Origin of the sequence: Pseudomonas sp. NPDC087342 (genome assembly GCF_044744265.1) — a bacterium.
GTDB lineage: Bacteria > Pseudomonadota > Gammaproteobacteria > Pseudomonadales > Pseudomonadaceae > Aquipseudomonas > Aquipseudomonas nunensis.
Genome location: NZ_JBIUXZ010000001.1, coordinates 1,031,619 through 1,046,840 on the forward strand (window position 1 = coordinate 1,031,619; position 15,222 = coordinate 1,046,840).

At 59.5% G+C, this 15,222-nt stretch carries 12 protein-coding genes; 8 read left to right on the plus strand and 4 right to left on the minus strand.

Annotated features, from left to right (window positions below; all coding sequences use genetic code 11):
• The first annotated feature begins 1 nt into the window (after position 1).
• Together ACIOYV_RS04705 and hisM are read left to right on the plus strand one after the other, a co-directional pair.
• Entirely contained in the window at positions 2-691 is a 690-nt protein-coding gene (locus tag ACIOYV_RS04705) for an ABC transporter permease (RefSeq protein ID WP_401321266.1), read from the plus strand.
• Positions 688-1,389 carry a histidine ABC transporter permease HisM gene (gene hisM, locus ACIOYV_RS04710; protein WP_054046173.1) on the plus strand — a complete coding sequence of 234 codons (702 nt, stop codon included), beginning with the start codon at positions 688-690 and terminating at the stop codon, positions 1,387-1,389. Before ACIOYV_RS04705 ends, hisM begins: the two co-directional genes overlap by 4 nt.
• A 42-nt stretch (positions 1,390-1,431) precedes the next feature.
• On the opposite strand, the gene ACIOYV_RS04715 is transcribed toward hisM, so the two are convergent.
• Positions 1,432-2,295, minus strand: a complete 864-nt coding sequence (locus ACIOYV_RS04715) for an aldo/keto reductase family oxidoreductase (protein ID WP_401321269.1) — start codon at positions 2,293-2,295, stop codon at positions 1,432-1,434.
• A gap of 99 nt (positions 2,296-2,394) precedes the next feature.
• Between ACIOYV_RS04715 and ACIOYV_RS04720 the strand changes: the two genes are divergently transcribed.
• From ACIOYV_RS04720 to ACIOYV_RS04735, 4 genes are all read left to right on the plus strand, one after another.
• A complete protein-coding gene (locus tag ACIOYV_RS04720; protein ID WP_401321272.1) occupies positions 2,395-3,303 on the plus strand; it encodes a LysR substrate-binding domain-containing protein in 909 nt (302 codons plus the stop codon).
• Positions 3,304-3,549: 246 nt separating this feature from the next.
• Positions 3,550-4,803, plus strand: coding sequence for a multidrug efflux RND transporter periplasmic adaptor subunit MexE (gene mexE / locus ACIOYV_RS04725; RefSeq protein WP_401321275.1), 1,254 nt, complete (start codon positions 3,550-3,552; stop codon positions 4,801-4,803).
• A gap of 12 nt (positions 4,804-4,815) precedes the next feature.
• Entirely contained in the window at positions 4,816-7,995 is a 3,180-nt protein-coding gene (locus ACIOYV_RS04730) for an efflux RND transporter permease subunit (protein WP_054614811.1), read from the plus strand.
• Positions 7,992-9,413 carry an efflux transporter outer membrane subunit gene (locus tag ACIOYV_RS04735; protein WP_163910060.1) on the plus strand — a complete coding sequence of 474 codons (1,422 nt, stop codon included), beginning with the start codon at positions 7,992-7,994 and terminating at the stop codon, positions 9,411-9,413. Before ACIOYV_RS04730 ends, ACIOYV_RS04735 begins: the two co-directional genes overlap by 4 nt.
• A gap of 206 nt (positions 9,414-9,619) precedes the next feature.
• Here the strand turns inward: ACIOYV_RS04735 and ACIOYV_RS04740 are convergent, their stop codons facing one another.
• The 3 genes from ACIOYV_RS04740 to ACIOYV_RS04750 are packed head-to-tail and all read right to left on the minus strand — an operon-like array spanning position 9,620 to position 12,912.
• Positions 9,620-10,570: a biotin/lipoyl-binding protein gene (locus ACIOYV_RS04740; RefSeq protein WP_401321279.1), complete on the minus strand. Its 951-nt coding sequence runs from the start codon at positions 10,568-10,570 to the stop codon at positions 9,620-9,622.
• A 4-nt stretch (positions 10,571-10,574) separates the two neighbouring features.
• Positions 10,575-10,775: a DUF1656 domain-containing protein gene (locus ACIOYV_RS04745; RefSeq protein ID WP_054046186.1), complete on the minus strand. Its 201-nt coding sequence runs from the start codon at positions 10,773-10,775 to the stop codon at positions 10,575-10,577.
• Positions 10,765-12,912 carry an FUSC family protein gene (locus tag ACIOYV_RS04750; protein WP_401321282.1) on the minus strand — a complete coding sequence of 716 codons (2,148 nt, stop codon included), beginning with the start codon at positions 12,910-12,912 and terminating at the stop codon, positions 10,765-10,767. The genes ACIOYV_RS04745 and ACIOYV_RS04750 overlap by 11 nt, the downstream gene beginning before the upstream one ends.
• Positions 12,913-13,116: 204 nt before the next feature.
• On the opposite strand from ACIOYV_RS04750, the gene ACIOYV_RS04755 reads away from it, so the two are divergent.
• A complete protein-coding gene (locus ACIOYV_RS04755) occupies positions 13,117-14,016 on the plus strand; it encodes a bestrophin family protein (RefSeq protein WP_401321285.1) in 900 nt (299 codons plus the stop codon).
• A gap of 76 nt (positions 14,017-14,092) precedes the next feature.
• Positions 14,093-15,148, plus strand: a complete 1,056-nt coding sequence (locus tag ACIOYV_RS04760) for a tetratricopeptide repeat protein (RefSeq protein WP_401321287.1) — start codon at positions 14,093-14,095, stop codon at positions 15,146-15,148.
• Positions 15,149-15,222: the final 74 nt, after the last annotated feature.

The following is a 15,222-nucleotide window of genomic DNA, read 5'->3' on the forward strand; positions in this document are numbered from 1 at the left end:
CATGTTTCTTGAGGGATACGGCCATCTTATTTTTCAGGGCGCGTGGTTGACGGTGCAGGTGGCCTCCTGGGCTGTCTGCGTGGCTATCGCGCTTGGCCTGCTCGGGGCGTTGGCGAAACTCTCGCCACTGGCGCCGCTCAGGCTGATCGCAACGGTCTATACCACGCTGGTGCGCAGCGTCCCGGACCTGGTCTTGATGCTGCTCATTTACTACAGCGCACAAATCGGGCTGAACCAGGTGGCGGAAGCGTTCGGTCAGGAATCTATACAGTTGAATCCTTACGGAACAGCGATCGGTACGCTGGGATTCATCTACGGTGCCTACTGCACCGAGACCTTTCGCGGGGCCTTCCAGGCCATCCCGTTCGGGCAACTGGAAGCGGCTCGCGCCTACGGCATGAGCCACTGGCAAGTGCTGCGACGTATCCGCTTCCCGCAGATGATGCGATTCGCATTGCCTGGCATCGGCAACATCTGGCAAGTGCTATTGAAAAGTGCCGGCCTGATCTCGCTGCTGGGCCTCAATGACATGGTTCAGGTTGCCAAACAGGCGGGTAACGCGACCTCAAGGCAGATGTTTTTCTACCTGGTGATTGCCGCGATATTTTTTGCCTTCGCGATCCTTTCAAGTCTGGCGCTCAAACAACTTGAACGGCGCTACAGCGTCGAGCCGCAGCGGAGAGCGTCATGATCGAGATACTGAAAGAGTTCGGGCCAAATTTCCTGTGGTCCGACGGTTACCGCTGGAGCGGTCTGTCCATCACGCTATGGCTGTTGGTGACGTCAGCCGTCATCGGTCTGTGTGCGGCGATACCGCTGGCACTGATTCGTACCTACGGCAGTCAGTGGCTCGCACTGCCCATTCGCCTCTACACCTTGGTGTTTCGCGGTACACCGTTGTTCGTGCAACTGCTGATTATCTATAGCGGTCTGGCCAGTTTGAGCTTCATCAGAGAGTCATCGAGCCTGTGGTGGTTCTTTCGTGACGGCATGCACTGCGTCATTCTCGCGCTGGCCTTGAATACGTGCGCTTACACCATCGAAATTCTTGCTGGCGTGCTGCGTACCACCCCGCGCGGCGAGATCGAGGCGGCACTGGCCTTGGGCATGACCCGCAGCCAACTGTTCATACACGTGCTGATACCGAGCATGCTGCGCCGCGCACTCCCCGCTTACAGTAACGAAGTGATTTTTGTCCTGCACGCCACGGCCATTGCCTTCACCGCAACCGTGCCCGACATCCTGAAAATCGCCGCCGATGTTAATGCGGCAACCTTCAAAACTTTTCAGGCGTATGGGATTGCTGCGTTGCTCTACATGTTGGTGGCGTGTGCGCTGGTGGGCATATTCCGACTGGCTGAGCGCCGTTTGCTGGCCTATCAGCGATGAAACAGGCCAGCAGGTTAATGGCGCGGGCGGCGCTGAATAAACCTACGCCATGTCCTCAAGCTCTGCCAAAAGGTCAGGTGCAATCACCAAATCACTCGCCTTCAGATTTTCCTCCAGGTGCTTGACCGAGGAAGTACCGGGAATCAGCAAGATGTTGGGCGCACGCTGTAGCAACCACGCCAATGCTACCTGGTTGGGCGAAGTGCCCAGGCGCGTCGCAACAGTGGTCAGCGTTTGCGACTGCAGCGGTGTGAAGCCGCCCAGCGGGAAGAATGGCACATAGGCTATTCCTTGAGCGCCAAGCTCGCTGATCAGCAACTCGTCATTGCGGTGGGACAGGTTGTAATGATTCTGCACGCAGACAATATCGGCAATCCCCTGCGCTTGCCTGACTTGCGTGGCAGTGACATTGCTCACGCCGAGGTGGCGGATGAGGCCCTGACGCTGGAGTTCTGCCAGGGCAGTGAACTGCTCTTCAATGGACTCATCGCCAGGCGAGTGCAAATTCCCCCACGCCCGGTAATTCACCACTTCCATGACATCGAGCCCCAGATTACGCAGGTTGTCATGTACGGCCTGGACCAGTTCAGCCGGGGTTTGCGCCGGGTTCCAGGAGCCATCGGTTCCGCGCTGTGCGCCTACTTTGGTCACGATCACCAAGTCATCTGCGTAGGGATGCAAGGCTTCCCGAATCAGTTTGTTGGTGACGTGCGGGCCGTAGAAGTCAGAGGTATCAATGTGGTTCACCCCCGCCGCAATCGCTGCGCGTAAAACGGAAATCGCCGCCTCCGGGTCTTTGGGAGGTCCGAATACGCCGGGACCGGCCAGTTGCATGGCGCCGTAGCCCATTCGATTTACGGTCCGGTCACCCAGTGAAAAAGTACCGGCCTGGATTGCTTGGCTCATTTCGTATGCGTCCTTCAATGTGTGTGGAGGCACTATAGGCATTGACGACTGCACTGATAATCCGCTGCAATCTGCACGGGCCGTACGGGTGAGCGAACAATGGCGACTGATATTCAAGACTTGTTGGCCTTCGTGGCCGTGGTGAAGGCGGGTGGATTTCGCGAGGGTTCACGCTCAAGCGGTCGATCGGCTTCAAGCCTAAGCGATGCTGTGCGGCGCATTGAAGCGGGCCTGGGTGTGCGTCTGCTAAACCGGACGACCCGCAGCGTAGTGCCGACTGAGGCCGGAGCGCGGTTGATGGAGCGTATTGTTCCTGCACTTGGCGAAGTCGAGTCGGCACTGGATGTGGTCAACGACTTCCGCGACCGTCCTTCGGGCACACTGAGGCTCAACGTTCCCGTGAGCGCGGCGCGCCTGGTATTGCCGAAGATCATCACGCCTTTTTTGCAAACCTATCCTGATATCTGTGTCGAGGTCGTTACCGAAGAGAGCTTCGTCGACATGCTCGCGGCCGGGTGTGACGCCGGCATTCGCTACGACGACCGTTTGGAGCAGGACATGATTGCCGTCCCTATCGGCCCACGATTTCAGCGCTTCGCCACGGCGGCGTCACCGTCCTACCTGAACACTAGAGGCCGCCCCGAGCACCCACGAGACCTGCTCACTCATGCCTGCCTGCTCGGCAAATTCCCCAGCGGCGCCGTGCCGCTCTGGGAGTATGAGCGTGACGGCGAAGTTGTCCGCATCGACCCGACCGGCCCATTGATCGTCCGGATTGGAGGTGCGATGGATCTGGCCGTACAGGCCGCCATTGATGGCTTGGGAATTGTTCATCTGTTCGAGGACTGGTTACAACCTCACCTGGAAAGCGGTGTGCTTGAACGGGTGCTCGAACCCTGGTGGCAGCGCTTTACCGGGCCGTATCTTTATTATCCCGGACGCCGATACCTGCCCTCTCCGCTAAAAGCATTTGTGGACTTTATTCATTCAGAACCCTGGGCTGACTGATGCAATAGATAGACAGGCAGACCGCCTGCCAGCGAGCTTCAGACGCTTAGCGAGACCTTTGCACTCCCCGCAACACAGATTTGTCATCAATCCGATTGATAGCCCCCTAACTAAAGGCGCATGCTAGAGGGCTTGCTCGATGCTTATATCATTCCGAATGATAGTTACCTTTGCCTCATTCGATTCGTGCGATACAGCCCTGCCGAGCATCATCCGTCCATTCTCAATACATTGGCGGATGCATCCATGGAACAGTCACTTAAACATTTGCGCTTCCCGTTGGCCTTGTTGGCCGTTCTGGTGATGAGCGCTTGCGGCAAGGCTCCTGAGACCGCCGCCACCATGCCGGCGGCCAAGGTCAGCGTGGCGAAGGTGTTGGAGCAACCTGTCAACGAGTGGGACGAATTCACCGGGCGCCTCGAAGCGCCAGAAACCGTAGAAATTCGTCCACGGGTCTCCGGTCAGATCGATGAAGTTGCTTTCACTGAAGGCGCATTGGTCAAGAAAGGTGACGTGCTGTTCCAGATTGACCCTCGCCCATTCCAGGCTGAAGTCCGCCGCCTCGAAGCGCTGGTCGCCCAGTCCCGCGCCAATGCCACCCGCAGCGAAAACGAAGCCCAGCGCGGTGAACGCCTGCGCACCAGCAACGCGATCTCCGCTGAACTGGCCGATTCGCGCACCAGCGCTTCGCAAGAAGCCCGCGCAGCAGTTGGCGCCCTCCAGGCTCAACTGGACCTGGCCAAACTGAACCTGAGCTTCACCCGCGTCACTTCGCCCATCAGCGGTCGCGTCAGCCGCGCGGAAATCACCGCCGGTAACCTGGTGACCGCCGATACCACCGCGCTCACCAGCGTTGTGTCCACCGACAAGGTCTACGCCTACTTCGACGCTGACGAGCGTGTGTTCCTCAAATACACCCAGCTGGCTCGCCAGGGCAAACGCGGCGCCACTACCCCGGTTTATCTCGGTCTGTCCAACGAAGACGGCAACCCGCACCAGGGCGTAATGAACTTCGTCGACAACCAGGTCAACCCGAAGACCGGCACCATCCGCGGTCGCGCTGTGTTTGATAACAGCGACGGGCAATACACCCCTGGTCTGTACGCTCGCCTGAAACTGGTCGGCAGCGGCACCTACTCCGCCGTGCTGATCAATGACGAAGCGGTCGGTACCGACCTCGGCAAGAAATTCGTACTGGTGATGGATGCGGACAACAAGACCGTGTACCGCTCGGTCGAGCTGGGTCCGAAGATCGAAGGCTTGCGCATCGTACGTAGCGGCCTGAACAAGGACGACACCGTGATCGTCAAGGGTCTGCAACGGGTTCGCCCTGGTTCGCCAGTCACGCCTGAAGTGATCCCGATGGCCTCCAAGGAAACCCTCGCCGCTTTGGCTCAACAACGACAAGCGCTGGAAGCCAGCAACCTGCCCCAAGTCGCACCTGCCAAGGTCGCGCCGGGTGCGGTTGTGAAACTGGCTGCTACGACCCCACGCGGTTAAGGGATCTCTACGATGAATTTTTCCCAATTCTTCATTTCACGGCCGATCTTTGCAGCGGTACTTTCGCTGCTGATCCTGATCGCCGGTGCCATCTCGCTGTTCCAGTTGCCGATCAGCGAATACCCGGAAGTGGTTCCGCCGACCGTTGTGGTCCGCGCCAACTTCCCGGGTGCCAACCCTAAAGTCATCGGCGAAACCGTGGCCGCTCCACTGGAGCAAGCCATCACCGGCGTCGAGAACATGCTGTACATGTCCTCGCAGTCGACAGCCGACGGCAAGATCACCCTGACCATCACCTTCGCCCTGGGTACCGACCTGGATAACGCGCAGGTACAGGTTCAGAACCGTGTCACCCGGACCGAGCCGAAGCTTCCAGAAGAAGTGACGCGCATTGGTATCACTGTGGACAAGGCCTCTCCGGACCTGACCATGGTGGTCCACTTGACCTCGCCGGACAAACGCTACGACATGCTCTACCTGTCCAACTACGCCTTGCTCAACATCAAGGATGAGCTGGCGCGTCTGGGCGGTGTCGGTGATGTGCAGCTGTTCGGCATGGGCGACTACTCCCTGCGGGTATGGCTCGATCCAAACAAGACCGCTTCGCGCAACCTGACTGCGACCGATGTGGTCAACGCCATTCGCGAGCAGAACCGTCAGGTCGCTGCCGGTGCCTTGGGCGCGCCTCCTGCGCCGAATGCCACCAGCTTCCAGTTGTCGGTTAACACCCAGGGTCGTCTGGTCTCTGAGGAAGAGTTCGAGAACATCATCATTCGCTCCGGCGACAACGGTGAAATCACTCGCCTCAAAGACATCGCTCGCGTTGAACTGGGTTCCAGCCAGTACGCCCTGCGTTCCTTGCTGAACAACCAGCCTGCGGTAGCGATCCCGATCTTCCAGCGTCCTGGCTCCAACGCGATCCAGATCTCCAACGAAGTTCGCGACAAGATGGCCGAACTGAAGAAGAGCTTCCCGGAAGGCATGGACTTCAGCATCGTCTATGACCCGACGATCTTCGTGCGTGGTTCCATCGAGGCGGTGGTTCACACCCTGTTCGAAGCACTGATCCTGGTTGTTCTGGTAGTTATTCTGTTCCTGCAAACCTGGCGCGCCTCGATCATTCCGTTGGTGGCGGTGCCGGTTTCCCTGATCGGTACGTTTGCGGTGATGCACCTGTTCGGCTTCTCGCTCAACGCCCTCTCGCTGTTCGGACTGGTATTGGCCATCGGTATCGTGGTGGACGACGCCATCGTGGTGGTGGAGAACGTCGAGCGAAACATCGAGCTTGGGCTAACGCCTGTCGAAGCCACCAAGCGCGCCATGCGTGAAGTAACTGGCCCGATCATCGCCACGGCACTGGTGTTGTGTGCGGTGTTTATCCCGGCTGCGTTTATCTCCGGGTTGACCGGGCAGTTCTACAAACAGTTCGCCCTGACCATCGCGATTTCGACCGTTATCTCGGCCTTCAACTCGCTGACCCTGTCGCCAGCGCTGGCCGCCGTGTTGCTCAAGAGCCACGACGCGCCGAAAGACCGTTTCTCCAAGGTGCTCGACAAGATCTTCGGTGGATGGTTGTTCCGTCCGTTCAACCGCTTCTTTGAAAAGGCCAGTCATGGCTACGTCGGCACCGTCGGCCGGGTTATCCGCAGCAGCGGTATCGCCCTGCTCTTGTACGCTGGCTTGATGGTGTTGACCTTCTTCGGTTTCGCCAACACCCCGACCGGTTTCGTACCTGGCCAGGATAAGCAATACCTGGTGGCCTTCGCGCAATTGCCGGATGCCTCGAGCCTCGATCGTACCGAAGACGTGATCAAACGCATGTCCGACCTGGCCCTGAAACAGCCTGGTGTGGAAAGTGCGGTGGCCTTCCCTGGCCTGTCGATCAACGGCTTCACCAACAGCCCGAACGCCGGCATCGTGTTCGTGACACTGAAACCGTTCGACGAGCGTAAAGACCCGAGCATGTCCGCCGGTGCGATTGCCGGTGCATTGAACGGCAAGTTCGCTGGGATTGAAGAAGCCTACATGGCGATCTTCCCGCCGCCGCCGGTACAAGGTCTGGGCACCATCGGTGGTTTCCGCCTGCAAATCGAAGACCGGGGCAACCTGGGCTACGACGAGCTGTACAAAGAAACCATGAACATCATTACCAAGAGCCACAACGTGCCGGAACTGGCCGCCCTGTTCACCAGCTACACCGTGAACGTGCCGCAGGTCGATGCTGCTATCGACCGTGAGAAAGCCAAGACCCACGGCGTGGCCGTCAGCGACATCTTCGACACCCTGCAGATTTACCTGGGTTCGCTGTATGCCAACGACTTCAACCGCTTCGGTCGTACTTACCAGGTCAACGTTCAGGCCGAGCAACAGTTCCGCCTCGAACCGGACCAAATCGGTCAGCTGAAAGTGCGTAACAACAAAGGCGAGATGATCCCGTTGGCGACCTTCATCAAGGTCAGCGACACCTCGGGCCCGGACCGCGTGATGCACTACAACGGCTTCATCACTGCTGAAATCAACGGCGCGGCAGCCCCAGGCTACAGCTCCGGCCAGGCTCAGACGGCTATCGAGAAACTGCTCAAGGATGAACTTCCTAACGGCATGACCTACGAATGGACCGACCTGACCTACCAGCAGATTCTGTCCGGCAACACTGCGCTGTTCGTGTTCCCGCTCTGCGTACTGCTGGCGTTCCTGGTGCTCGCGGCTCAATACGAAAGCTGGAGCCTGCCACTGGCGGTGATCCTGATCGTACCGATGACCCTGCTGTCGGCCATCACTGGTGTAATTGCTTCGGGAGGCGACAACAACATCTTCACCCAGATCGGCTTGATCGTACTGGTGGGGCTTGCCTGTAAGAACGCGATTCTGATCGTCGAGTTTGCCAAGGATAAACAGCAGGAAGGCCTCGGTCCCCTGGCTGCGGTACTCGAAGCGTGCCGTCTGCGTCTGCGGCCGATCCTGATGACCTCTTTCGCGTTCATCATGGGTGTGGTGCCACTGGTGTTCTCCAGCGGTGCCGGTGCCGAAATGCGTCATGCGATGGGTGTGGCGGTGTTCTCCGGGATGCTCGGGGTGACCTTCTTCGGTCTGTTGCTGACGCCAGTGTTCTACGTATTGATTCGTAACTTTGTGGAGCGCGGTGAAGCGCGCAAAGCGGCCAAGGCCCTGAAACTGGAGTCGCAACAATGAGCCTGAAAGCTTTCCTGCCGAGCTTGCTGGTACTGGCCCTGAGCGCCTGTGCCGTCGGCCCGGACTACAAAACCCCAGCCACGGAGCCGGCCAATATCACGGCCGTCACCGATGGCGCCAACGGTCAGAAGAACTATGACCGCTCGCGTTTCGAAGGCATCTGGTGGCAACAGTTTGAAGACCCGACCCTGAACCAGTTGGTGATGCAATCGCTGCAAGGCAACCGTGATCTGCGCGTCGCCTTCGCTCGCTGGAAAGCCGCGCGAGCGATCCGCGATGACGCCAGCAACGATGCGATGCCGACCATCACCAGCCGCGCCAGCAGTGACCTGGCCAAGGGACAAATCCCTGGCCAGACCACCAAACGGGTGAATAGCGAACGCTATGACCTGGGCCTGGACATGGCCTGGGAACTGGACCTCTTCGGCCGGATCCAGCGCAACCTTGAATCCAGCGACGCCGAGCAACAAGCGGCAGAAGCCGATCTGTACCAACTGCAAGTCAGCATGATTGCCGAGCTGGTGGATGCCTACGGTCAATTGCGCGGTGCACAACTGCGAGAAAAGATCGCCCTGGCCAACCTGAACAACCAGCAGGAATCGAGCAAGATCACCGTCAGCCTGCGTGATGCCGGCGTCGGCGATCAGCTCGACGTGGTCCGCGCCGATGCGCGCCTGGCGTCTGTAGAAGCCAGCGTACCGCAACTGCAGGCCGAACAGGTTCGGCAGAAAAACCGTATCGCCACGCTGTTGGGTGAACGTCCGGACAAGCTGACCGTCGACCTGAGCCCGAAAGATTTGCCAGCCATCGCCAAGGCCCTGCCGATCGGTGATCCGGGTGAACTGCTGCAACGTCGCCCGGACATCCTCAGTGCCGAACGCAAACTGGCTTCAGCCACCGCTCGTATCGGCGTGGCCAAGGCTGATTTGTTCCCGCGGGTCAGTCTCAGCGGCTTCCTCGGCTTTACCGCCGGGCGTGGTTCGCAGATCGGTTCCTCGGCAGCCAATGCCTGGGCGCTGGGCCCAAGCATCACTTGGGCTGCATTTGACCTGGGCAGCGTGCGGGCCCGTTTGCGCGGTGCCGACGCTGATGCCGAAGGCGCCCTGGCGACCTACGAGCAACAAGTGCTGCTGGCCCTGGAAGAATCGGAAAACGCTTTCAGCGACTACGGCAAACGTCAGCAACGTTTGATTTCGCTGATTCGTCAGAGCGAATCCAGCCGAGCGGCTGCCGATCTGGCGGAAATTCGCTACCGCGAAGGCACGGCGGACTTCCTCGTCCTGCTTGATGCCCAGCGTGAACGCCTGGCGGCCGAAGATTCCCAGGCCCAGGCCGAAGTGGATCTGTATCGCGGCATCGTCGCGATCTACAAGGCCCTCGGTGGCGGCTGGCAGCCGGAGACGGTCGCCAGCAAGTAAGCAGGTTTTTAAAGAGCTCCTTTGGTTGGCCGCAACCAACCAAATTTTTTGGCCCCGCGTCTCATTCGGTCGCGGGGCTTTTTTTTGCCTGCTGAAAACAACAGCCCTCTGTAGGAGCGAAGCTTGCTCGCGAAGGCGGCGTATCAGTCGACATCAATGTTGCCTGGCCCACCGCTTTCGCGAGCAAGCTTCGCTCCTACAAGGGATTAGTTGCGAGTTTCCATCACGGTTACCGTGGCCGTGGTCCCGGCGCGCAACCGGTTCTTGGCCGCATAGTCCGCATCAATCTGTATCCGTACCGGCACCCGTTGCGCCAGTTTTACCCACGTATAACTGGGGTTGATGCTGGCCAGTAAACGACCGCCGGGGGCGTTTTCCCGGTCGGCGATGGCGAACGCAATGCTCTGCACCGTGCCGCCGAAGGTTTCGCCGCTCATCAACTCGATCCGTACCCGGTCGCCCTCCTCTATTCGCGGCAATTTGGTTTCTTCGAAGTAGCCGCTGACGTAAAACGAATCGCTGTCCACCAGCGCCAACAACGCGCCACCGGCCGTGGCGTAATCGCCCTGGCGGGTCAGCAGGTTGGTGACATAGCCACTGACCGGCGCTTCGACGCGAGTGCGCTGCAAATCGAGTTCGGCCTGGGTCAACGCAGCGATCGCCAATTGCACATTCGCCTGCGCCAGCCCGAGGTTGGCCTGGTTGCGTAACAACTCGGCCTGGGCCACGGCGACTTCGGTGCTGGACTTCTCCCATTCCTCACCGGAAATCGCGAACCCCAGTTTTAACTTGCGTCGCCGCTGCTCTTCGCTCTGACGCTGTTTGAGCAAGGCTTCACTGGAGACAATCGAAGCCTGTGATTGGCCGAGAGTCGCTTTCGACACTTCCACCGAACGCTTGGCCCGCTCCACCGCCAGGCTGTAGCGCGCCGGATCGATTACCAGCAATAACTGGCCTTTCTCCACATGCTGGTTGTCCTGCACGCCCAGGCTGACGATGCGCCCCGCCACGTCGGCCGACAACGTCACCACATCCGCACGCACCCGTGCATCCCGGGTCCAGGGCGCGCGGGTGTAATGTTCCCAAGCGAACCAGCCAAGGATGAACGCCAGCAACACCACTGCGACAGTCGCGAGTCGGGCAAGAATCTTCTTCAAGGCATCAGGCTCCCATGACCAGAATCAGCGTGGCGCAAACGCAGGCATACAACGCCCCTTCGAACAGCGCTTCATGCCAGACGAAACGCAACACACCCAAGCGCCGCAGCAGCCAGTCCAGCAGCAGGAAAATCGGCAAGGCCAGCAACAGGGCCTGGGCAATCGGCGGCAGATAGACCCCGCCTACTTCCAGATCAATGGGCAAGGGCCGGTACTCCTTGTGCGTTTGCAGGTTGAAAGTAATCTCGGTAGCGCTGCAGAAACGACACCACGATCAGCAACGCTACGCGCATGCGAAACACCGACCACAGGTGCTCATGGACATCCACATGCAGGTCATCCATTTCATCGCCCAAGACCCGCAAGATGCTCAACAGTCGTTCAAGATCAATCCCGGGCCGCCCGGCGACCAACCTTGCGGTATCACGGACCGCGCCCAATAAGCGATTTTGTTGATCGGTACTGAGCAAGGTGTTGCCCTGCCCTTGCTGCCTGAGCTGATTCAACGCCACACCCAGCGCCATGCAGCCGAGGCTGACTTCGAACAGCTCGCGGGATTGTCGGTCCTCAATCGCCGGCAACAAACCGAGCATCATGGTCAGGCGATCGACCATGCGGCTTTCAAAGGCAAATTGCTGCTCGTCGGTGGCCGGCGTCTTCATCAAGGCGTAGACCTGCTCGCAGTTTTCATTGAACAACCGGCGCATCCGCAACACGGGTCTGAACGGGAATATCAGCGCATACACGCTCAGCGCGAGGACAGTGGCGCAGGTATAAGCGCCGGCAAACTCGAACCACTGGATCGCAGTATTCTGGCCGCTCCCGATGTTTTGCGGCCCCAACAGCAGAAACGTCGACAACCCAAGCCCAATCGCGGTGCCGGTGGTGGCCGGCGTGGTCAGGCCGACCGCCACGGCGTACAGCAAGGGTGCTAACAGCAACGCGAGCAATTCGAAATTGCTGATCATCGGAAACAGCAGAAACAGGTAGAGCGCCGAAGCCACTAATGCCAATACCAGGCCTCTCGCATACGCCTGGGCGGCTAGCAGCGGGCGCGGGAATGTCGCCATCAGCGAGCACAGAATGCCCACCAGCACCATTCCGCCACGGGCGCCGTCCCAGCCCGTTTCGATCCAGATCAGGCCCGCGACCACCAAAGCAGTAAAGGCGCGGATGGCATTCATCGCTGCCAAGGTGAAATCCAGGTGCAGCGGATTTTCCTGGCCGCGAAACATGCAGCTCGCTTCACGCCCATCCTGTATCGCGTCGCTCAACTCGAGAATCTGCTCCAGTTGCTGCAACATCCGCGCTTGCTCCCACCGCAGTGCCCAGGCCAGAGAGCGCAAAGTGGCGGTCATGGTTTCGGTCAGTTGTTCGGCCTTGTAAGCCTGGTTATCGAACCGTTGTTGCAGCGCGACGAAATGCTGGCGAGCTTCGGGCGACAGCGAGCGTCCCTGCACCGCCAGCTCATCGAGAAAGGCCAGCTCTTCGGCACGCAACGCCTGTATGTCCAAGGGCAACGCGCCTTGCCAGCGCTCGGCCAATAACTCCCGCTGGTGACGCAACGCCGTCAGCCGCGAGGTCAGCAACACCAGTTGATTGCCCAGCAACTGAACCAGGCTATTGGCACTGCGCAGCCGTGGCGCATCGAAGTACAAATGCCTGCGCAACCCTTCCAGCGCGCTGATCTCGCCCAGCAGTTGCATCTGTCGACGATGAAAATCGGCTTCGCTTTCCTCGGTACGAATCACCGCTGCCGCGTGGGTCGCCAACAGCTTGATCACCTGATCGACCTTGGCGAAATAGTTGCGGGCCACTGTCTCCGGCCGCGCAGTCAGCAAGCTAACAACGCACACGCAAGCGACGGCCAACAAGGTTTCGGTGACCCGCGTTACCGCGAGCAGGAACGTGCCGTCCTGGTCCGGCACCGACAGCAGCGCGACCACCACCGCGGTATAACCACTGAGCACAAACGCCTGGGAACTGGTGTAGCGCAACAAGGTGCCGCCAGCGGTACACAGTGCCAGCCACAAGGCCAGGGTAATAATGAAAGGCAACGGCGCCTGAGGGAAAATCGCCATGATCAGCACCGCGACCGCCGCCCCCATGGTGGTGCCGATCACCTGGCCGAAGCTTCGGGCCAAGGCCATACCGCCCAGTGGCTGACTGACGATGACCACCGCCATGATCGACCACTTGGGTTGGTCGAGGTCGAACACAAATGCCAGGTACAGCGTCAGCAACCCGGCCGCGATGGTTCTCAGGGCAAACAGCAATACCCCTTGGCCTGGGTTGAGCATCATCCTGAAGTATTGAAACAGCGGTTGCATGGGCGCACTCATCGAGTCATCTCAAGCAAGCGTAGTCACTGCATCAGGACCTCGACAGGTTTCAAAGTCGACAGGAGTCGTAGGCAATTTCGCTGATGACGCCCCAGCTTCCGATAGACGCGCTCGATAACCCCGTCAACCATAGCAATTGGACAGAAACGCCCTCGCCCCCTAGGCTTGAATCGCTGCGAAAGCGCCTCTGAATAAGCCTTACCCATGATCGTGCGTCCCAAGCCGAACCTGATCGGCATCCTGTTTTCCCTCAAAGGCTCGATTGCCAAGCGCATTGCCTTGCGCAGTCTTTTAGTGACCCTGCTCGCCTCGGTGATTGTGCTGGTGGAAACCTGGCACCCGGACTCCTTTTCCAAGGTCAGCGCCACGCCGTTCACGCTGCTGGGTTTGTCGCTGTCGATCTTCATGAGCTTTCGCAACAACGCCTGCTATGACCGTTGGTGGGAGGGTCGTAAGCAATTGGGCCAGTTGATCATCGAGGTGCGCTCGCTGATCCGCCAGACCCAAGGCTTGATGGACGCGGATGAGCGCGAATTGCTGTTGCGTGAACTCTGCGGCTTCGCCCATGGGCTGATTGCCCGACTGCGCTTTGAAAGTGAACGGCAAGCCGTCGCGCCCTGGACCGATGTACCCATCGATCATCAACACCCGAACATCCCCGACGCCTTGTTGCAGCGAATCGGCGCGCGCTGCTCGGAACTCGCCGAGCTCGGCCGCATCAGCGAATGGCGCTACACCCAACTCGAGTCGCGGCTGGTCAGCCTGAGCCAGGTCCAGGCCAGTTGCGAGCGGATCAAAAGCACGCCACTGCCCTTCCCTTACACCTTGCTGCTGCACCGCACCATTTACCTGTTTTGCATCTTGTTGCCGTTTGCCATGGCCGAACCGCTGGGCTGGCTGACGCCGGTGTTCACCGCCATCGTCAGTTACACCTTTTTCGGCCTCGACGAGATCGGCGACGACCTCGAAGACCCGTTCGGCTTCGATGAAAACGATTTGCCGTGTAACGCGATATTGCGCACGCTGGAGCGCGAAGTCCTGGCCGCGTTGGGCCAAACCGATTTGCCGCCAGCCCTGGAGCCTGTCGAGTACGTTTTGAACTGAGCCAGGGTTTGACTCGACGCCGCGCCTGACCGAAGCTGACGGCTTTGCAAAAGCTCGCCAGCTCCCGGATCCGTGCATGCCCCAGTCCCGCCGCTACCTGCTTATCAGCCTATGCGTCCTGTTTGCCGTTGCCCTCGCCTGGTTTTTCCTGCGCAGTACCACGCCCGTGGTGCCGGAGGCGATCAAACATGGCTACAGCGAAGCGCTGGCCAAGGCGCGCGCCGGTCAACCGGGTGCGGCTCGAGTGCTCTACCAGCAATTGGGCCGTCCTGACTTGTCGGCCAAACGTCGCATCTGGCTGCTCGCCGAACTGCCGAACTACCCCAGCCCGCAAGCCCTGAAACTGGCCGGCGTCGATTTGCAAAACACTTCGGTGGATGTGCGGATCGCGGCGATCAAAAGCGTGGTCGGCCTGGTTCCCGGCGGCCAGCGCAGTCTGTTGCTCGGCCCCTTGCTCGATGACAGTGAGCAGACGGTGCGCTTTACCGCCGTCAACGCGCTGTTGGGTTTGTCGCCGGATGACCTGGGCTTGTATTTCGCGCCGTTGCAGCAGGCCATCGATGCCTGGGAACAGGTCCTCAAGGACGAACCTGAAAGCTCCAATACTCACTACCAACTGGCGCGGCTGTATTTGCACAATGCTGAGTTGAAAGAAGCGCAACTGTCGCTGGAGCGCACCTTGCAGCTTGAGCCCGGCAACCTGCCTGCGCTGGTGATGCAAATCGAAGTGCTGGACAAGCAAGGGCAAAGCGATGCCGCCCGCCAGCTGTTGGCCAAACAGCTGAAGGCCCAGCCGGATTCAGCCTACCTGCAACATGCGCTTGGGCTCTGGTTGCTGCACCACGGGCAGAGTGAATTCGCCGTGCTCGGCCTGTCGAAAGCGGTTGAGCTGGAGCCGGACAACAAGGAATACCGCTACGACCTGGCCACCACGCTGCACAGCGAGGAAGAGCTCGAAGCTGCACAGAAACAGCTGCAGGAAATAGTCCAGCGCCACCCTGCCGACCGCAAGGCGCGGGTGTTGCTGATCAATTACTGGACCGAAAGCGGACAGTTGCAGAACGTGCAGATCCTGCTGGCGCAGCTCGAACAAATGAACCCGGATGATCCGGCGTTGCAGCAGGGTCTTTAAAAGATCACCCATGCCCTGTAGGAGCAAGGCTTGCCCGCGATGGCGTTCCTGAGATCGCCATCGCGAGCAAGCTT